Source organism: Pseudomonas sp. EMN2, from assembly GCF_009650555.1.
In the GTDB taxonomy this organism is placed as follows: Bacteria; Pseudomonadota; Gammaproteobacteria; order Pseudomonadales; family Pseudomonadaceae; genus Aquipseudomonas; species Aquipseudomonas sichuanensis.
The window spans coordinates 1-16,115 of record NZ_VZZR01000126.1 but is presented as its reverse complement, the minus strand read 5'-3'; the positions used below and the strand labels follow the sequence as shown (position 1 = coordinate 16,115).

Annotated in this window: 22 protein-coding genes; 2 read left to right on the top strand and 20 right to left on the bottom strand. The window is 60.2% G+C overall.

The window, feature by feature from the left end; translation table 11 throughout:
• Positions 1-206 precede the first annotated feature (206 nt).
• From F6X61_RS26565 to F6X61_RS26490, 16 genes are read right to left on the bottom strand one after another with little or no spacing between them, the layout of a single operon-like run.
• The gene (locus F6X61_RS26565) at positions 207-935 is read right to left on the bottom strand and encodes an A24 family peptidase (RefSeq protein ID WP_153789261.1); all 729 of its coding nucleotides are present in this window, start codon (positions 933-935) and stop codon (positions 207-209) included.
• Entirely contained in the window at positions 928-2,226 is a 1,299-nt protein-coding gene (locus F6X61_RS26560) for an STY4528 family pathogenicity island replication protein (RefSeq protein WP_153789260.1), read from the bottom strand. The genes F6X61_RS26565 and F6X61_RS26560 overlap by 8 nt, the downstream gene beginning before the upstream one ends.
• On the bottom strand, positions 2,223-2,912 hold the full coding sequence (locus tag F6X61_RS26555) for a DUF2857 domain-containing protein (protein WP_153789259.1): 690 nt from the start codon (positions 2,910-2,912) through the stop codon (positions 2,223-2,225). The genes F6X61_RS26560 and F6X61_RS26555 overlap by 4 nt, the downstream gene beginning before the upstream one ends.
• Before the next feature lie 32 nt (positions 2,913-2,944).
• Positions 2,945-4,639, bottom strand: coding sequence for a ParB family protein (locus F6X61_RS26550; RefSeq protein WP_153789258.1), 1,695 nt, complete (start codon positions 4,637-4,639; stop codon positions 2,945-2,947).
• Between the two features lies 1 nt (position 4,640).
• Complete coding sequence (locus F6X61_RS27440; protein ID WP_153789257.1) at positions 4,641-4,979, bottom strand: Arc family DNA-binding protein; 339 nt, start codon at positions 4,977-4,979, stop codon at positions 4,641-4,643.
• A 10-nt stretch (positions 4,980-4,989) separates the two neighbouring features.
• A complete protein-coding gene (gene yejK, locus F6X61_RS26540) occupies positions 4,990-5,994 on the bottom strand; it encodes a nucleoid-associated protein YejK (RefSeq protein WP_153789256.1) in 1,005 nt (334 codons plus the stop codon).
• A complete protein-coding gene (locus tag F6X61_RS26535) occupies positions 5,994-6,227 on the bottom strand; it encodes a hypothetical protein (protein WP_153789255.1) in 234 nt (77 codons plus the stop codon). The genes yejK and F6X61_RS26535 overlap by 1 nt, the downstream gene beginning before the upstream one ends.
• Complete coding sequence (locus tag F6X61_RS26530; RefSeq protein ID WP_153789254.1) at positions 6,220-6,474, bottom strand: hypothetical protein; 255 nt, start codon at positions 6,472-6,474, stop codon at positions 6,220-6,222. Before F6X61_RS26530 ends, F6X61_RS26535 begins: the two co-directional genes overlap by 8 nt.
• Entirely contained in the window at positions 6,471-6,989 is a 519-nt protein-coding gene (locus F6X61_RS26525; protein ID WP_256671437.1) for a hypothetical protein, read from the bottom strand. Before F6X61_RS26525 ends, F6X61_RS26530 begins: the two co-directional genes overlap by 4 nt.
• On the bottom strand, positions 6,979-7,161 hold the full coding sequence (locus tag F6X61_RS26520; protein ID WP_153789252.1) for a hypothetical protein: 183 nt from the start codon (positions 7,159-7,161) through the stop codon (positions 6,979-6,981). The genes F6X61_RS26525 and F6X61_RS26520 overlap by 11 nt, the downstream gene beginning before the upstream one ends.
• A complete protein-coding gene (gene dnaB / locus F6X61_RS26515) occupies positions 7,158-8,504 on the bottom strand; it encodes a replicative DNA helicase (protein ID WP_153789251.1) in 1,347 nt (448 codons plus the stop codon). Before dnaB ends, F6X61_RS26520 begins: the two co-directional genes overlap by 4 nt.
• Positions 8,501-9,199 (bottom strand): DUF2786 domain-containing protein, encoded by a 699-nt coding sequence (locus F6X61_RS26510; protein WP_153789250.1) that lies wholly within the window; start codon positions 9,197-9,199, stop codon positions 8,501-8,503. The genes dnaB and F6X61_RS26510 overlap by 4 nt, the downstream gene beginning before the upstream one ends.
• Positions 9,199-9,441, bottom strand: a complete 243-nt coding sequence (locus F6X61_RS26505) for a hypothetical protein (protein WP_153789249.1) — start codon at positions 9,439-9,441, stop codon at positions 9,199-9,201. Before F6X61_RS26505 ends, F6X61_RS26510 begins: the two co-directional genes overlap by 1 nt.
• Positions 9,438-9,809, bottom strand: a complete 372-nt coding sequence (locus F6X61_RS26500) for a hypothetical protein (RefSeq protein ID WP_153789248.1) — start codon at positions 9,807-9,809, stop codon at positions 9,438-9,440. Before F6X61_RS26500 ends, F6X61_RS26505 begins: the two co-directional genes overlap by 4 nt.
• Positions 9,806-10,555: a hypothetical protein gene (locus F6X61_RS26495; RefSeq protein ID WP_153789247.1), complete on the bottom strand. Its 750-nt coding sequence runs from the start codon at positions 10,553-10,555 to the stop codon at positions 9,806-9,808. The genes F6X61_RS26500 and F6X61_RS26495 overlap by 4 nt, the downstream gene beginning before the upstream one ends.
• Positions 10,548-11,435, bottom strand: a complete 888-nt coding sequence (locus F6X61_RS26490; RefSeq protein ID WP_153789246.1) for a ParA family protein — start codon at positions 11,433-11,435, stop codon at positions 10,548-10,550. Before F6X61_RS26490 ends, F6X61_RS26495 begins: the two co-directional genes overlap by 8 nt.
• A 252-nt stretch (positions 11,436-11,687) precedes the next feature.
• On the opposite strand from F6X61_RS26490, the gene F6X61_RS26485 reads away from it, so the two are divergent.
• Positions 11,688-12,224, top strand: a complete 537-nt coding sequence (locus F6X61_RS26485; RefSeq protein WP_153789245.1) for a dihydrofolate reductase family protein — start codon at positions 11,688-11,690, stop codon at positions 12,222-12,224.
• 183 nt (positions 12,225-12,407) lie between these two features.
• Here the strand turns inward: F6X61_RS26485 and F6X61_RS26480 are convergent, their stop codons facing one another.
• The 4 genes from F6X61_RS26480 to F6X61_RS26465 all read right to left on the bottom strand — a co-directional run bounded on the left by F6X61_RS26480 (position 12,408) and on the right by F6X61_RS26465 (position 15,209).
• A complete protein-coding gene (locus tag F6X61_RS26480; protein WP_153789244.1) occupies positions 12,408-13,703 on the bottom strand; it encodes an NAD(P)/FAD-dependent oxidoreductase in 1,296 nt (431 codons plus the stop codon).
• Between the two features lie 84 nt (positions 13,704-13,787).
• On the bottom strand, positions 13,788-13,961 hold the full coding sequence (locus F6X61_RS26475) for a DUF3094 family protein (RefSeq protein WP_110991747.1): 174 nt from the start codon (positions 13,959-13,961) through the stop codon (positions 13,788-13,790).
• A 131-nt stretch (positions 13,962-14,092) separates the two neighbouring features.
• Positions 14,093-14,722 carry a DUF1780 domain-containing protein gene (locus F6X61_RS26470; protein WP_110991746.1) on the bottom strand — a complete coding sequence of 210 codons (630 nt, stop codon included), beginning with the start codon at positions 14,720-14,722 and terminating at the stop codon, positions 14,093-14,095.
• Positions 14,723-14,777: 55 nt separating this feature from the next.
• Positions 14,778-15,209, bottom strand: a complete 432-nt coding sequence (locus F6X61_RS26465) for a hypothetical protein (protein ID WP_153789243.1) — start codon at positions 15,207-15,209, stop codon at positions 14,778-14,780.
• 86 nt (positions 15,210-15,295) lie between these two features.
• Here F6X61_RS26465 and F6X61_RS26460 point away from each other — a divergent pair, with 86 nt between their 5' ends.
• Positions 15,296-16,003 (top strand): energy-coupling factor ABC transporter permease, encoded by a 708-nt coding sequence (locus F6X61_RS26460; protein ID WP_153789242.1) that lies wholly within the window; start codon positions 15,296-15,298, stop codon positions 16,001-16,003.
• Positions 16,004-16,115 lie beyond the last annotated feature (112 nt).

Here is a 16,115-nt window from a genome sequence, read left to right as displayed (position 1 = left end):
TGGTTCCAGTGGGGCTACTCGACCTGGCCTCGGTGCCGGCGACGATGCTAGTGGGTGATGCGGGCCGCATCACTCTGATAGTGGTGCGGGCCGCACCACTTTGAGGCGGTGCCACGGGCACCACTCATCTGACCGTCGGAGCCGGCGGCCAGGCTGGTGGGTGTTGTGGACCACAACACTCTGGTGGGTATAGGACCGACTGCTGGTTAGTAAAAGGAATTGGCGCTGGCGAGAAAGGCCGCCCAACCCGCAAGCGATAGAGATGGCCCAAAGGGCATGTTTACGCTGTTGGCTCCGTTTTGTACGAGACGCAGGTATACCGTGAGGCTGGCTGCGATCAGCAAAGAGCCAGCCACTGTGCAGGGAACTACTTGCCAGCCACCCCATGCACCGATGAGTGCCAGCAGCTTAAAGTCGCCCGCGCCCAGGCTCTCTTTGCCAGTTACAAATTTGACCAGGTGGTAAACCGACCAGAGGCTCACATAGCCAATGACAGCCCCCCAGAACGCCTCTGGCAGTGTCGTGAACATTCCGAACGAGTTGAGCGCCAAACCTACCCAGAGACCTGGCATTACCAAGGCGTCCGGCAGTAGATGGTGCTGCCTGTCGATCAAACTCAGAGTCAGCAAACACCACGTTAACAACAGGGCAAACACTGCCGGGAGTGATGGCCCAAAGTGCAATGTCACCACGAGCGACAATCCTGCGCAGCCGATCTGTATGATCCAAATCTCCGGTCGGGATGCTCCGGTCAGTCGGAGATCGAGAGGCTTGCCGAGGCCCAGCCCAAGCAGCTCCCTGGCATCACGCTGCCACTGATGCTCAAGGACTGCCGGTAACCAAGAGGCAACCCAGACGCACAGACGTCCGACCAGCATACCCAGCGCGATGGTACCGAGCGACAAGGTGACCTCAGCACCCATCCACTCACGCATCGGGGCCTCCCATTCGGCGACGGGGATCCAGCAACGCTTGGAGTGAGCTCAGCGCCGAGTTGGCTGTCTGCATAGCGGTCGCTGTCGGTGCAGGCCTCTGAACAGGGTGCTGGGCTGGCTGTGCAGTCGCCGTCGTCAGGGGCATTGGCGTCGGAGATGGAGCCAACGCTGAAGGGGTCCACTGGGCATTGAATTCACCCCGGATAGCCTTGCCAGCTAGGGTCGCTAGGTATGCAAGGGGCTTGGCCACGTTCCCAGTCGTGCATCGATGCTTCCACTGGTTGATCACTGCCTCTCGGACATGCTCCGGTACTGGCCCCATGATTTCTCGCGCCTTCACCCGGTCTTCTGGCTTGAGAAGATCCAGAGCAAGCAACCAATTTACACCTGCACTCTCGCGAGGTTGTACAGAGCCTTTAGATACAGACTTGTCTGTATTTGTATACGTACTAGCTGAGTTCGGATTCCGAACTGAGGGTGTACTCAGTGGTTTTTGACTGAGTTCGGATTCCGAACTCAGGGGGAGTGCGCCCTGTTTTGCTGAGTTCGCACTGAGTTCGGATTCCGAACTCAGGTCCTCCGTGGGCGAATTTTGCTGAGTTCGGATTCCGAACTCAGGGGCGGGCAGTGCATTCTGTTGGCTTTCGATCGCCCAGGTTTGAGCGTTCATTCGATCGCTGAGCGTGTCCATGCGCGAGGGCAGGCGACGACCGACATCGGGATCGCTGGTGAACTCTCGCCAGGTGATCGCGGCAATCTCTTTGATCGCTTTGTTCTGATGTTCAATGGACTGCATCAGCAACGTCATGTAGTCCTTATCGAATTCCAGAGCCTCGGCCGGCGTCACCGGCTCGTCATGGAGTAGGTAGACGTTTCCCTGGACCTGGCCATTGATTTCATTGCGGACGGTCCGACCGAGGCTCAGCCAGCGGGTCAAGCGGAGCACGGTGAGAGCCTTGGCCACGGTTTCTCTCGAGGCATGCTTGCCTGGATTCATGCCCAGGTATGGCCGTAGCTGGTCGTATGTGGGAAAGGCTGTGATGCCATCTTCATTGACAAGCAGTCGGAAGACCTGCCAGCAGTTGCGTTCCAAAGGCGTCAGCCGATTGTCGAGCAGGAGTCGGCGCGGGACCGTTTCATGTGGGTTGCCACTGAAAATAATCCCGGCGTATGGATTTGCTGGTGCAGCAGTAGGGGCGGTGTCCTCAGCTCTCTTTTTTTGCACATGGGCCTCGAGTTGCCCCGAGGCCGAATCTAGGAGCGTGGAAATCGGGAACCGTGCGAACTTCATTGTCTGTGATCGCCTTCTCCAGGGTGAGCGGAGGAGGTTTCATCGACATGGCCTATGCCCCCGTTTTCCAACAAAAGGAGTTGTCGACGTTCGGGCGTTTTGGCTTTCTCTTTTCCCGATGGGTACAAGCCCTGCTCGATCCACTGGGTGATGCGTGACCAGATCTGCGCAAGCGTTAGGCCGTCCGTGCTCAACTCTTCAGCGACCAGCATGGCCACGTCGAGCATGGCCATGCTGTCCTCGAGGTCGACCTGGTGCTCATCCATCAGCTTGGTCCAGCGATGCCAAATGTGGTGGTCCTGATCCTCGGACAGTTCTGGCCAGCGGCCGCGCGGCGCGCGGACACCGATGACGGTGCGCTGCAGCGCGATCTCCTGTGGAGTCAGCCCGAAGAATTTGTTCAGCAGATTTGTGGTGGCGCCAAGGCGAATGGCCCGCTCGGTCAGCCGCGCCTCCTCTTCAGTACGGGTTGCACCCGTCATTAGTTTGAGGATCATCTCGCTATTGATAGACACATTTACCCAGCTGACAGTCGTATTGCGAAGCAGGCTGAGAACTGTTGGATGCTGGATCTGGCCCAGCACCTCAGGTTCAACACCCATCTCAAGGCAACGCTGGAGCTGCCCGTTGCGCATCAGATCAAGTAGTTGCGATAGGACTGCTTCGTTAAGTGTTGACTTGGACATTGAGACTCCCTCCCATTCATCTCATCTAGCGTTCAGGCGTCCTGCGAGGACTGTTTGAACTCTTCGATTTCCAAGTCGATCAGCCGGCGTGCCAGTCGGATAATGCGGAACAACTTGACCAGCGCGCCGTCACTGATACGGCCTTCGTCGCCCGGCACTTGTCCCACTCCCTGTGGCTGACCCAGCAGCAACTGGCCAAGGCCAGCGGCGAATTCAAACTCGCCCAATGCGCTGGCGGGGTCTGGTTGTTCATTCAACATATTGAGAGCGATGGCCATGGCACCGCTCAAGGACTGAAGCAGGGTCAGGGTGTGTTGCGCTGTGGCAGTAATTTCAACGTCGGTTTCCGGCTGCTTGTACTTGAAGCCGATCCCACCGTTGATTGCTTGAATATCGCCTGGGCCGTTGACTGACTCGAGGATCTCCACTGCCAGTTGCGCTACCTGGTTGCGCAGCTCAGCAGGCTCGTCAATTTGGCGCTCGATGTACCAAAGGTCTGTGATGGGGTGCAGCCCACCGGCCTGGACAGGGATCGCGACTAAGCAGTTCGAGTTGAAGTCGGGCAGCGTTTCGCCACTGAGTGCGGCCAACTTCGCTTTTGTCTCAATCACCCGCTGGCTGAGGTTCGCAGGGGAAGCAATATGTCCTGCAATCCTTGCCTGTTGTTCCTCAGGTGTGAGCGAGGTGCCCGGCGCCGGACTAGCTGCAGGGAGTGGTGCAGATGCGGGCTTCTGCGAGCCTCCGGTATCCCCAGGCGCCTGACGTGGTGGGGGAGGTGTTGAATCTCCACCAGCACCTGGAGGAGGGGGAGTAGTAGCTGGAGCAGCTGCAGGCAGCTCAACCACCGGAGTCGCGCGACGAAGTTTGTCCTGCTGCTGAGTGATCTCCAGCAGAATGTCTTCATAGCCCAGCGGAAGCGACTTCTTCATCGTGCCGATGAGCTCGTCCTGGAAGCGCTGGAACAGGAACTCTTCTGCTTCGCCTTCGAACTGAGCAAGGACGTCCTGGAACAGCATTTCGAAGTCGACGCCTTCATTGCGGTAATGCTTGTCCCAGCACGCTAACGCGGATTTTCTCAGCGCAATTATTTTCGTTATCCGGTCGATGCCGAGACCTGAATAGAGCAAACCAGGGACTGCTGGCAGCAAATATTGCAGGGTATCCAGCATCCTGCTGATATGGGACTGTGAGATAGGGTAACCATCTTTAGACAGGCGGCGGGCGAGCTCGCGCTGGGAAATGGTTTCACCAGTTTCGTTTTCATAGAGCTCCTTCGCGCGCCCCACCGCGACAGCGCGCTCGATGAACTTGAGTTCACCCTTGAGATCCTCGGCCAAATGACCGGTGAGCATGATGATCTCGCCTCGGACCTGATCCCACGGACGGAACAGCACATTGATCCGCTGGAACCTTTCGTCCCCAGTTTCCTGGAACAGCTCCTTCAAGATAGTGATCCGCGTGTTGCCACCGTTGCGGATACGGTATTTCTCCTCACCAGGCCGACGCGTTACTGGCGGGGGGGTATCGAGGCCGCGGTTGCGGATCGAGTCCTTGAGCTCGTCATATCGAGGGTTACGCGTGGTACGAGGGTTGTCCTCCCAAGGGAGGACCTCGTCCACGCCAAGCACCAGTGGGGTGTCTGCGATAGGGTCACTCATGGCAACGGTGGAGCCTGTAGGGCTGAAGCCTGGGGCGAGGAGCTTGGCTTTGAGGTCTGTAGCGGCCATGTCAAGCTCCTGCCGCAGCAACGTGGAGGGGAGCCAGAGGAGAGTGACGGACCAGGTGCAGCACTTCCTCGATGTCGTCCTGAGTTGGAACAGCGTTTTGTAGCAAGCGATCGATGATCCGGTAAGCGCGGGTCAGCTCGGATTTCAACTCTTCTGTACTGGTGGCGTCGGCCTGGGCGGGCTCGAACTGAGGGTTGACCAAAGATTGCTCAAGGCGATCGATAATCTCGCTGTTCATGGAGCGATGGTTCTTGCGGGCCACTTCGGCCACCTGCTCGCGCATGCCGTCGGGCAGGCGAACTACGAATTTGTCGGCGATGCGGGATTTGGTTGCGTTCATGGTGTTCTCCTTACTGGCGGCGCTTGAGTTGGTCGGTGAGCTGAGTGGGCAGGTTCTTGATCGTCAGGGAGCCGGTGTCGGCGTCGTAGGTGACGTTGGAACCGAGCAGGTGCGCTTCAAAGCTGATCGACAGGCCCTCGGCGCGGCCGGTGAAACGGCGGAATTGATTTAGCGTGCGCTTGTCGGCCGGGATCTCGGGTGACAAGCCGTAATCGCTGTTGCGGATGTGGTCGTAGAACGCCTGAGGGCGGTCATCATCGAGAGCCTCCGACAGCTCCTGCAGGGAGAGGGGCTGACCCAGCTTTGTCTGGGTGGTGGCGTAGTCGAGCAGCGCATGGGTTTTCTCCCGAGCGCTTTCTTCAGGGAGATCCTCTTTCTCGACGTAATCGGTGAACGCTTGCAGCAGCGTGCGGGTTTCGCTGGGGCCGTCCACGCCTTCCATGCAGCCGATGAAGTCGCGGAAGTAGTCGGAGCTCTTCCTGCCGGTTTTGCCCTTGACGAAGGAGATGTACTGCTTCGAGTTTGGATTATTGCGCCACTCGCTCAGGTTGATCCGGGCAGCGCAAGTGAAGTTGCTGGTGTCCAGGTAGCGCGAGACCACCACATTCAGGTCGCCGTCCACAGCCACCGTCTCGACTTGCTGCAGGAGGGCGATCCCCAGATATTCAGTCATGCCCTGCTGGTAGTGGCTGAAGAGTACGTGGCCACCGGTCGACAGGTTGACCTCTTCAAGGAGCTTCTGCAGATGTTCGACCGCCACTCGGCTGAAGCTGGTGAAATCTTGCTGCTCGTCCAGGTACTCCCGCAGCCAGCCGCTGAAAGGGTAGGCTCCCGATTCTGGGTGGAAGAGGCCCCACGCTTTGCCCTGCTTGGCGTTGTAGCTGTCGTTCAGGTCGCCCTGCAGGTGTTCAATGGCATCGGTAGGGGAGAGCTCAGTTTCACGGGCGTGCAGCACGGCCGGGCTGCCGTCAGGCTGCTTATCGAGCTGGTGAATGATCACGTGGCGGATTGGCATTACTGGATCTCCCGGGAGGGGCTGATTTGAACTTCTGCACGGCGCAGCAGCGCACGGGTGTTACGTTCGGCGCGGTGATCGCTGGGTGTGCAGGAGGTGAAGATCGGCGTGAAGCCGGCCTTGCTAAATTTCAGGTGACCGCTGTTGGATCGGGTGAGGGTCCAGCCCTCGGCGAGTGCAAACTCGGCAAGCCGGCGAACACTGTCGTGCGCGCCGCGAAGGAGGTTACGCATTGGTGACCCCCTGGTCGGCCAGGTGATCACCGCTGATCAGCCAGCGACTGGCAATGTACTTCTCACGATCGCCAGCTTCCGCCGGCAGCTGTTTTACCGTGGCATGGCCTTCGCCAAACAGTCGGGCTGCCAGCCGTTTAACGGCAGTGGAGTCATCGGATGTGCAGCTCGCACGCTTGCCCTTCACGGTGTTCGTCCAGAACCCCGCGCCGTCGAATTTCACGATGCACTTCAAGTCGAGACTCATTGGCAGCCCTCCGTGCTCAGGGCATTGCCCGCTTGGATGGCCACGATCTCTGGGCTGTTACCTGGATACTGGGTAGCCAGGTCGGTGAGGAACTCGCGGGCAGCTTCTCGCGCTCCTGGAATTCGGAATACCACGGTGCAGTGATGGGCATCGTTCTCGGCGGGGCTCAAGTGGGGAGCCACGGCGACTTTCAACCCGCTGCTCAGCAGGTGGCGAGGAATCCATACGGCCCAGAAATAGTTGGTCAGCAGAGCCGGTGAACCGCTAAGGCTGACGGTCAACGTTCCGGAATCGTTGCTCTCTACTTCGATGTACTGCAGGCGCGCGAGCTCCTGCAGAGGCTCACTGAGCTCCGCCGGAGCCACGGTTTGGCCGAACATGAGGAGGTGGGACACAACCTGGCTGAGGGCATTGAGCCAAACTGCATTGAGGCCCGACTGATGAGCGAACGCTAAAACCGAATGCTCGGCGCTGGCGTTCGCAGGTATTGACGGATAGGTGCGCTCAGTTTGCACTGGACACCTCCTCAAGGCGCTCAATGTCATAGCTGCCGCAGACCGGGCATACCAGCACCTCTGCCTCACCTTCAGGGGTGTGCTCGGCAGGATGCACCTGCCGAACCTGGTGCATCGGAAAATGCCGACCACAGGCGCGGCAGTCATGGGTGATCAGTTGGGCTTGCGTCATACGGCAGCTCCTTGCCAGTGGTCGGCAGTGAGGTTTGCGAAGCGGGTTTGATTGGCGATGAAGGCCGCACGGACGTGGCCCACTGGACCGTTGCGGTGCTTACCAATGATCAGCTCGGCGATGCCTTTGAGATCGCTGTCCTCGTTGTAGACCTCATCCCGATAGACGAAGAGGATGAGGTCTGCGTCCTGCTCGATCGCACCGCTATCGCGCAGGTCAGCACTGACTGGGCGCTTGTTCGGTCGACGCTCCAGGTCACGATTGAGCTGGGAGAGAGCCATGAAGGGGCAGTTAAATTCCTTCGCGATGCCCTTGAGCGAGCGAGAGATCTCGCTGATCTCATTGGCCCTGTTTTCTTGGCCTGGGCTGCGCATCAGCTGCAGGTAATCCGCCATGATCAGACATGGTTTGCCGAAGCGCCGGCTTGCTCGCCGAACCTTGGCGCGCATCGCGGCAGGGGTAAGGTTCGCGCTGTCATCGATGACCAGGCGGTTACCGTACTGGTTCATGCGATTAACGGCGGCGGACAACTTCGGCCAGTCTTCATCCTGCAGTTGGCCGGACAGGAGCCGACTCAAATCGATGTGACCGAGGATGGCCAACATGCGGTAGATCAACGCATCGGTAGGCATCTCCATGCTGAACACCAGCACGATCTCGTCGGCGGTCTTGGCCAGAGCAGCATCGACGATGCTCAAGCAGAACGAGGTTTTACCCATCGATGGGCGGGCGCCCACGATGATCAGATCCGCTGGCTGCAAACCTCGGGTCATCTCATCAAGGTCGGTGATACCAGTCGGTACACCTGTCACGGTGACGTGGCCGTTGAAGTTGGCGTCGATCTTGTCTACGACAGACAGCAGCGCCGCGTTCATATCGGCGAACTCGCTGACAACACGGCCTTCGCCCAGTCTGAATAACTGCTGCTCGAGCGAGTCCTGTACCTCTGCAGCGTCAGCGGCCAGTTCTGCAGCGTCCCGGGTACCCTGGAAGCACAGGGACATGATGCGACGGAGATGCGCGCGGTTCCGCACGATCTCGGCATACGACTGGATGTTCGCTACTGACGGGGTGTTCTTCGCCAGTTCTGCCAAGTAAGCAAGGCCACCTACTTCCTCAGGGATGGCCATAGCTTCAAAGACAGTCACTATGTCGAACGGGCTGTTCTTCTCGGACAACTCATGGATGGCCTGGAAGATCGCCTTGTGCTCAGCACGGAAAAAGTCTTCCGCCTGCAGTTGGTCCCCGACCAGATCCCAGGCCTCGTTGTCCAGCATCAGCCCGCCCAGGACGCCTTGCTCGGCCTCTACAGAGTGGGGAGGGGAGAGGTCCAAAATGCTCATCGGACACCTCCGTGGGCGATTGCCACCTGCTGGCTACGACCCAAGCCACGGTGGAGCTGGGCTCTTTTCCCCTGCTTGAAACCAGCCTCCAATGAACCCTGGTCGTGACCTTTGGCCTCGGTCGGGGTGATGTTGAAGTGTCGTAGCCCTGGGTGATGCAGGGTGATGTAGGCGGTGATATCGGCCTGAGCGTCAGGTGCCAGGTCGTCCGCGAACTCCCTCACCTTGAGCGCTACTGCGTTAATCCAGCCTTCTGCGAATAACTGGCCACGGCGCCGTTTTGTCTTGAGCTGGCAACGTGTCTGCTGCGCCACATGCTCGCGCCGGGCCTTCTGGAGTTGCAGCAAAAGGCTGCTGTAGGCATATGCCGCGACTTCCGGGCCAACACCTTTCCCCAGGAACTTGAAGCAGTAGCCCTTCGAGGGGTGGTAGTACGACAGATGGCTGCAGTCGAAAGCACTCGCGCAGACGGCTGCGAGCGAGTGCTGCCAGTCAGCAGGGGAGCGCCGGGTCTGCGTAGAAACACTGGCTTCTTCGACCTGACTAGCTCGAAGCTCATCAGACTCGATGTTGTACCGGGCCATAAGTGCCCGGGCTTGGCGCAAGGCAGTTGCAGCCTCATTCGTGTTTGCCTCAGGTCTGTTGGCCAGGGCCATCAACTTGATGACTTTGTTGAGCACCTGCTGCTTGTCCATCAGGAGCCCTCCCCGGGGTGACGAGGCCGGCTACGCATCGCAGATGCGATCAAGGCCAGGAGATTCAGCAGCCCGACGCCACCGAGCGCATACGCCGAGTAAACCGCCCCCTGCAGAGCAAGCTCGGCATGGGGGGCTTTGAAGATCGAGCCCAAACCGTAGGCGGTGGCCAACACCACGGAGCAGTTCATGAGGTATAGGCAGAGCTCGCCTGCGAACTGGGAAATGGAGGCCGAAGTCATCGAGCACCTCCAGACTGCTGGTGGAGGGGATCGGCGCCGATGAACACCTCGGCGGGCACATCCGGCCACTCCGTGCGGAGTGCAGAAAAATCGCCCTCGTTCCAGCAGCGCAGAAACTCCATGGGAGACTCACATGGATGTTCTAGGACATACGCGATCGCCGCCACAGCGGCATCGGAGACACACAGCTCAAGCGCAAAACTGCCTTCGTCAGTGACTGTGAAGTTTTCAGTGTTGAGCTGAAACGGCATTCCATTCAGCTCCACTTTCACGGGCACCCAGGTGGGTACTTGGTGCTGCTGACGGATCGTAGCCAGGCGATCTTGGAGCATGCCCAACGTGAATGTTTTGGGAAGTTGCCCTTTCATGAGGCTGCCCCCTGTCCATCATTCGTGAGGAGGGCCTCTTTCCACAGGCGCAGCGTTTCACGCTCCTCCGTCGTCAAGGGAGCCTGAGCAACCGCGTTGGCGACTTCCTCCTGCAGGAGCCGCAAGCGGTCTTCGACTGAGGCGCCGTCGTCGTAGGCCAGATGGCTAATGACCTCGTCTATGAGGGAATGGCGTAGGGACCTTACGTTGCCCGAACGGTATTGTTCCACGGAAATCCCATAGAGCCGCTCTGGAACTTGGAGGTCATTTCGGAGGTAAAGATTGAATTTGTGGGGGCTGTATGAGGTGTAGAACTGCCGGGCGCGATTCAGGATGAGTGCGGCCTGGAGGATTTCAAGCAACTGCTCCTTAGTCTCGGCCAGCAATGGGTACGTTACGGCAACCAGCTGTTTTGACCGTGCCAAACGTGCATCTTGACGACGCTTGGCATCCTTTTCGGAGCGAACGCGCTTTTCCTTCGCATGGGTCACGTTGTGGCCGATGGAGTCAATGAGTTGTCCGGCATTGCGCAGTAACTCGCGCTGGTCATGGCTCAGGAGGTCGCCGAGCGAGCCGAGTAAGCCGCTACGCATTTTCCAACCGTTGGCCAGCTTGTGCAGGTCTCCAGACGTGGACGTCAGCTTTTTCTGGATGCCGCGTAACTCATTCGAGCTGTAGAGTTTCCCAATCCTGAGGACTTCATCAGCCGTGATCCCGGCAGCCTCGGTAATCGCGTGCTTACTCATCGCGACGGGCCTCCTTCGCGATCTCGGCGACACGTTCTTCCGTCATTGCCTCGAAGCGGTCTTTCCACTCTGGGAACGCCTCGATAGCCAGGTTGCGGATGACGCTCAGTGCCGACGGGGACTTTCGGTTCGATGGTTGGCGATATTCAAGCCGGTGCGCCGGCACGCCTTGGCTCGCAGCTTTCTTGAAGATGACGGCGTCTGGAATGATGGATTGCAGGACGGTGTAGTCGGGATTCCCGTCGAAAATTTCACGGACGGTCCGATGGATCTCGCGGGCGTCAGCGGTTTCATCCAGGCCGTTGATGATGATGTTGATGTGGGGAATGGTGAGGCCGAGACGCGCGTATGTGCGAAGCCCATCCATCATGTGGATGGTTCCACGGCTGAACTCGCGCGCGGCCAACATGTTCGGGGGGAGGGGGGAGAGGATGACGTCGGAGGCAAGAACGACCATCTCCAGCATCGCAGAGCGGGCGCCCTGAGTGTCAAAGAGGATGAGGTCATAATCGGCATCGAAGGCCGACATCAGGTTGGCTAGTCGCAGTCTGCCATCCGGCGCCTGCAGTATGAGGTTGTTGAGCTGGTTGTTGGCGTCGTTCGAGATGATGACGTCGAGATTCTTGATCGAGGTGCGGGAGATGATCTTGTCCCGGTCGGTCTCGTTGTAGGACAGCAACTCGAAAATTCCGCCCGGGGCGGTGTATTCGAGAGGGTAGTAGGAGGATGCCGAGGGCTGGACGGGGTCCAGATCGATGAGGAGGGTACGCAGGCCTGCGTCAGCGATGAATGCGCCCAGGTTGGTGGAGCCGGTGGATTTGCCGGTGCCGCCTTTGGTGGAAACCTGACCTGCGCGTTTTGCTTTATTCGGGTGTGTCATTGCCATGCCTCTAATGTGGATTTCATTAGAGGCTGCGTGTCTAGGCGCTGGAGTGGTGCTTAAAACCCCTCCCTAGGTGGACATTTCGGCCTAGATCCCAATTGTCTTTTAACCAATTGGTCGTAGGTTCGAATCCTACACGACCCACCATGTAAAGAGGGCATCTCGAAAGAGATGCCCTTTTTCTTTTGCCCGCGATTTATATTCCCGCCCTTGCTACCCTGTGCGCTTTGCCCGCAGGAGCGCCGCAGCATGCCTTTGAAAGCCAGTGTATTCATCGCCACCAGCCTGGATGGCTTCATCGCCAGGGAGGATGGCAGCCTTGATTGGTTGATGGGGGCGACCGAGTCGGCCGATGACCATGGCTATGCGGGGTTCATGGCCGGCGTCGATACGCTGGTGATGGGGCGTGGCACCTTCGACAAGGTAATGACTTTTGGCCAGTGGCCCTATCCGGACACCCGCGTGGTGGTGGTCAGCGCCAGCCTGGCAGCGTTGCCCGCCAATGCACCGGGGCAAGTCGAGCTGCACCCCGGGCCGATCCCTGAGCTGCTCGAGCACTTGCAGGCCACGGGCGCGAGAAGCCTGTACCTGGATGGCGGCAAGTTGATTCAGGGGTTCTTGCGTGAGGGGCTGGTGAACGAGCTGACCATCACCCGCATCCCCGTGTTGCTGGGGCAGGGGATACCGCTGTTTGGCGAGTTGGCGAAGGATGTGCTGTTGCAGCACATGAAGACGACCAGTTACGAGAGCGGGTTCGTGCAGAGCACGTATCGCGTGGTCCGTTAACGTCGCCGATTGGCCATGTGTATCTTGTGGGAGCCGCGCTACCGTGCAGAAATCATGACGTGGGAGCGGGCTTGCCCCGCGATGGTGCCAGCCGTTACAACGATGGCGCCTGAGCTGACGTCATCGCGGGGCAAGCCCGCTCCCACAAGATCTTCGTATTTACCTTGAGCCGCGGTGCGGCTGTCAGTGCAGCTTCAGACGAGGCTCAGTCCCGCGCCCAATCTTGCTACCCAGCATCAGCATCGCCGTGCGGAAGAACCCATAAAGCGCCATCTGGTGCATGCGGTACAGCGACACATAGAACATCCGCGCCAGCCAGCCTTCCAGCTTCACGCTGCCCATCAGGTTACCCATCAGGTTGCCCACCGCCGAGAAGCGCGACAGCGACACCAGCGAGCCATAGTCCTTGTACTCATAGGTCGGCAGCGCCTTGTTCTCCAGGCGCGCCTTCAGGCTCTTGGCCAGCAACGAAGCCTGCTGGTGCGCAGCCTGGGCCCGTGGCGGCACGTTGCGGTCGCTGCCCGGCTGCGGGCAGGCGGCGCAATCGCCGAAGGCGAAGATATTGTCGTCGCGGGTGGTCTGCAGGGTCGGGCGCACTACCAGCTGGTTGATGCGGTTGGTTTCCAGGCCGTCGATGTCCTTCAGGAAGCCCGGCGCACGAATACCCGCCGCCCACACCTTCAGGCTGGCCTGGATCACTTCGCCGGAGGCCGTCTTCAGGCCATCCTCGGTCACTTCACTGACCGCGGCGTTGGTCATCACCGTTACCCCGAGTTTTTCCAGGGTCTTGTGCACCGGCACGCTGATGCGCTCGGGCAGCGCCGGCAGTACGCGCGGGCCGGCCTCGATGAGGGTGATGTGCATGTCCTTTGGCTGGATCTTGTCCAGGCCATAGGCCGCCAGCTCATGGGCGGCGTTGTGCAGCTCGGCCGCCAGCTCGACACCGGTGGCACCGGCACCGACGATGGCCACGCTGATCTTCTCGCTGGCCACATCGCCCGCATGGGCGCGCAGGTAGTGGTTGAGCAGTTGCTGGTGGAAGCGCTCGGCCTGCTTGCGGCTGTCGAGGAACAGGCAGTGCTGCGCCGCGCCCAGGGTGCCGAAATCGTTGGTGTTGCTGCCCACGGCGATCACCAGGCTGTCGTAGCCAATGGTGCGCGCAGGCAGCAGCTCACGGCCCTCGTCATCGAGGGTCGCAGCCAGCTGGATCTGCTTGGTCTCACGGTCCAGGCCACTCATGCGGCCCATCTGGAAGTTGAAGTGGTTCCACTTGGCCTGGGCTACGTAGTTCAGTTCATCTTCCGAGGAGTTCAGCGAACCGGCCGCCACTTCGTGCAACAGTGGCTTCCAGATGTGCGTCAGGTTGGCATCAACCAGGGTGATCTCGGCCTGTTTGCGCTTGCCCAGGCTTTTACCCAGGCGGGTCGCCAGTTCCAGGCCGCCGGCGCCGCCGCCGACAATCACGATGCGATGAGTCATAGGGATATCTCACAAGTTTTACGGAATTCGTGGGCACAAGGCCCGGCCGCAACGCAGCCGAGGGGAGGGCGAGCGCAAGGCAGCTCATAGCACCAGTCCACTCAACAGGCGGCTCAACAGGCCCAGACCGATGGTCACGGCCACCACCAGCAACAGGAGCAGCAACGGCCGGAAAGGCCGGCGCTCGACACGATGCTGGGGGGCACTCAAGTACTCATCGACGCGACGCTGATCTTCAGGATTCAGGCGGCTGGTCATGGTGGGCCTCGTAGATAGACGTTTCTGACTGCGTGTACGCCACAGCGTTCACGCAAACGCGTGGAACGAATGATAATGCGTTCTATCTCTGGCGCCGAGTGTACGTGATCGCAAAGACTCTCGGCACTGGATCAAAGACTGATGCCTACATCGAACACGATGCTGCGCCCCAGGTTGCCCCGCAAGAAATCCGGCGCATCCGGGTGGGCGAACAGCACCCGGGCAAAGGTCGGCCCCACCAGCGACAGCGAACGCCAGCCCTGGCGCAGGTATTCGGTGGGTGGCGGGAAATGGCTGTTGAGGTCCAGTACCTCGCGCTTGAGGCTGGCGAAGGCAATGATGTCGAGCTCGCTCAAGTCCAGCCCGCGCTCCCGGTAGTTGTGCGCCTTCTTGCGCAAGGTCGGCGCCAGGCGCGCCAGCAGCTCCTGGGCAGGGATGCGCCGCGGCCGTGCTTCGCGGCGCACCAACTGGCTCAGGGAAAACGCACTGCGCCGGCGTTGCAGCTCCTCGCGCCATTCGTCGTTGAGCCGCCGGCCCTCGTCGAGCACGAAGAACACCTCGAACGCCGCATCGCGAAACAGCACATCCGGCGGCTCCTGCCCGGCCGGGGTGAAGTCCTCGCTGCGGTAGGCAATGTTCAACCCTTGCAGCAGGCGCTGGCACACCCAACGCTCGCGCTCCCATTTGCGCGCATTGGAGAGAAAGGCATTGGCTTGTTCGGCCTGGATGGTAAGCAGGCGCAAGTAGTCGGAGTCATCCATGGGGACAAGCTTAGTCGCTAAACGATGACGGTAAGATGCTGTTTGTGCGTGGGAATCAGGCCAGTACCAGCCATTGCTGAACGATCCCCAGCAAATGCAGCAACCCGCCCCCCAGGCAGATCACCGAACTGACCGCGATAAACCGCCGAGTCCGCCCCGTGCCGGCCAGCAGCACCGGGCCCAGCAGGCCACGAGCCAGGTACACCAGGGTGATCAGGCAGATCACCGGCAGCAGGAAAGGCAGGGGTTTGATCAGCCCGGCAGCAGACAGCGCATAGGCCGACCAGGCCAGCAACACCAGCGCAATGGCCGTGGTGACCAGTGCCGGGTAGCGGCGCCCCTGCTCGGCGGCCCTTGCCATGCGCTCGCCCGCGCCGAACAAGCGGTACCAGCGCGGCCCGACCAGGATGATCGCCAGGTGTAGCAGGCCCGCGACCGCGCTGAATGCCGCGCCCAACAGCAGTGGGAGGTTGAGCCCTTCAGGCATGGCGGACGCTTCCTGCATCGAATGGAGGTGCCAGCCTATAGCAACCGGACGAAAGGGAGAATGGGTGTAGACTCAGGCTTGTCCACATGGCCGACAGGGATATTGCTCAGGTGATCAGCGCACAGGTCTTGTCCAGCACCAGCCTCACCCTTGGCTGGCTCGGTTACGTGCCCCTGCTGGTCTGGGCCATCAGCCGCACCCGCTGGGTCGAGCTGTTCACCGATACGCGCCGCCAGCACCTGTTGTTCGGCACCGTGTTCGCGTTGTTTGCCTTGTGGCTGGTGCGCCGCGACTTCGACACTGGCGTGTCCTATCACTTCATCGGCATGACCGCCGTGACCCTGTTGCTGGACTGGCCGCTGGCGGTGCTCGGCGGCTTTCTCGCGCAACTCGGTTTGCTGCTGCTTGGCCGCCAGGACCTGGCCGCGATCGGCGTCAACGGCCTGCTGATCGTAGGTCTGCCGGTGCTGGTCACCGAGGTGTGCGCGATCCTGGTCGAACGCGCGCAGCCGCGTAACCTGTTCGTCTATATCTTCTGTTGCGGTTTTTTCCCCGCCGCCCTGACGGTGCTGGTGTGCCTGATGGCCGGGCTGGGGCTGCTGTGGATGGACGAGCGCTTCGCCATGCCGGAGTGGCTGAGCGACTTCGTCGGCTACCTGTGGCTGATGATGTTCCCCGAGGCGTTCATCAACGGCACGGTGATCAGTGCCCTGGTGGTGTTCAGCCCGGAGTGGCTGGAGACGTTCAACCGCACCCGCTATCTGCAGGCGCCGTGGAAGGATGACGACCGCTGAAAGCATCGCGGGGCAAGCCCGCTCCCACGAGGCCGCCAATGGCGTATCACTCGTGGGAGCGGGCTTGCCCCGCGATTACGGTGGTACTCATACCACCGAGCCCAGCTTAGTG

Excerpts from the sequence above, each read along its gene's own strand:
- F6X61_RS26565 (WP_153789261.1), bottom strand. The coding sequence starts at position 935 with ATGCGTGAGTGGATGGGTGCTGAGGTCACCTTGTCGCTCGGTACCATC.
- F6X61_RS26560 (WP_153789260.1), bottom strand. The coding sequence starts at position 2,226 with ATGAAGTTCGCACGGTTCCCGATTTCCACGCTCCTAGATTCGGCCTCG.
- F6X61_RS26555 (WP_153789259.1), bottom strand. The coding sequence starts at position 2,912 with ATGTCCAAGTCAACACTTAACGAAGCAGTCCTATCGCAACTACTTGAT.
- F6X61_RS26550 (WP_153789258.1), bottom strand. The coding sequence starts at position 4,639 with ATGGCCGCTACAGACCTCAAAGCCAAGCTCCTCGCCCCAGGCTTCAGC.
- F6X61_RS27440 (WP_153789257.1), bottom strand. The coding sequence starts at position 4,979 with ATGAACGCAACCAAATCCCGCATCGCCGACAAATTCGTAGTTCGCCTG.
- yejK (WP_153789256.1), bottom strand. The coding sequence starts at position 5,994 with ATGCCAATCCGCCACGTGATCATTCACCAGCTCGATAAGCAGCCTGAC.
- F6X61_RS26535 (WP_153789255.1), bottom strand. The coding sequence starts at position 6,227 with ATGCGTAACCTCCTTCGCGGCGCGCACGACAGTGTTCGCCGGCTTGCC.
- F6X61_RS26530 (WP_153789254.1), bottom strand. The coding sequence starts at position 6,474 with ATGAGTCTCGACTTGAAGTGCATCGTGAAATTCGACGGCGCGGGGTTC.
- F6X61_RS26520 (WP_153789252.1), bottom strand. The coding sequence starts at position 7,161 with ATGACGCAAGCCCAACTGATCACCCATGACTGCCGCGCCTGTGGTCGG.
- dnaB (WP_153789251.1), bottom strand. The coding sequence starts at position 8,504 with ATGAGCATTTTGGACCTCTCCCCTCCCCACTCTGTAGAGGCCGAGCAA.
- F6X61_RS26510 (WP_153789250.1), bottom strand. The coding sequence starts at position 9,199 with ATGGACAAGCAGCAGGTGCTCAACAAAGTCATCAAGTTGATGGCCCTG.
- F6X61_RS26505 (WP_153789249.1), bottom strand. The coding sequence starts at position 9,441 with ATGACTTCGGCCTCCATTTCCCAGTTCGCAGGCGAGCTCTGCCTATAC.
- F6X61_RS26500 (WP_153789248.1), bottom strand. The coding sequence starts at position 9,809 with ATGAAAGGGCAACTTCCCAAAACATTCACGTTGGGCATGCTCCAAGAT.
- F6X61_RS26495 (WP_153789247.1), bottom strand. The coding sequence starts at position 10,555 with ATGAGTAAGCACGCGATTACCGAGGCTGCCGGGATCACGGCTGATGAA.
- F6X61_RS26490 (WP_153789246.1), bottom strand. The coding sequence starts at position 11,435 with ATGACACACCCGAATAAAGCAAAACGCGCAGGTCAGGTTTCCACCAAA.
- F6X61_RS26485 (WP_153789245.1), top strand. The coding sequence starts at position 11,688 with ATGCCTTTGAAAGCCAGTGTATTCATCGCCACCAGCCTGGATGGCTTC.
- F6X61_RS26480 (WP_153789244.1), bottom strand. The coding sequence starts at position 13,703 with ATGACTCATCGCATCGTGATTGTCGGCGGCGGCGCCGGCGGCCTGGAA.
- F6X61_RS26475 (WP_110991747.1), bottom strand. The coding sequence starts at position 13,961 with ATGACCAGCCGCCTGAATCCTGAAGATCAGCGTCGCGTCGATGAGTAC.
- F6X61_RS26470 (WP_110991746.1), bottom strand. The coding sequence starts at position 14,722 with ATGGATGACTCCGACTACTTGCGCCTGCTTACCATCCAGGCCGAACAA.
- F6X61_RS26465 (WP_153789243.1), bottom strand. The coding sequence starts at position 15,209 with ATGCCTGAAGGGCTCAACCTCCCACTGCTGTTGGGCGCGGCATTCAGC.
- F6X61_RS26460 (WP_153789242.1), top strand. The coding sequence starts at position 15,296 with ATGGCCGACAGGGATATTGCTCAGGTGATCAGCGCACAGGTCTTGTCC.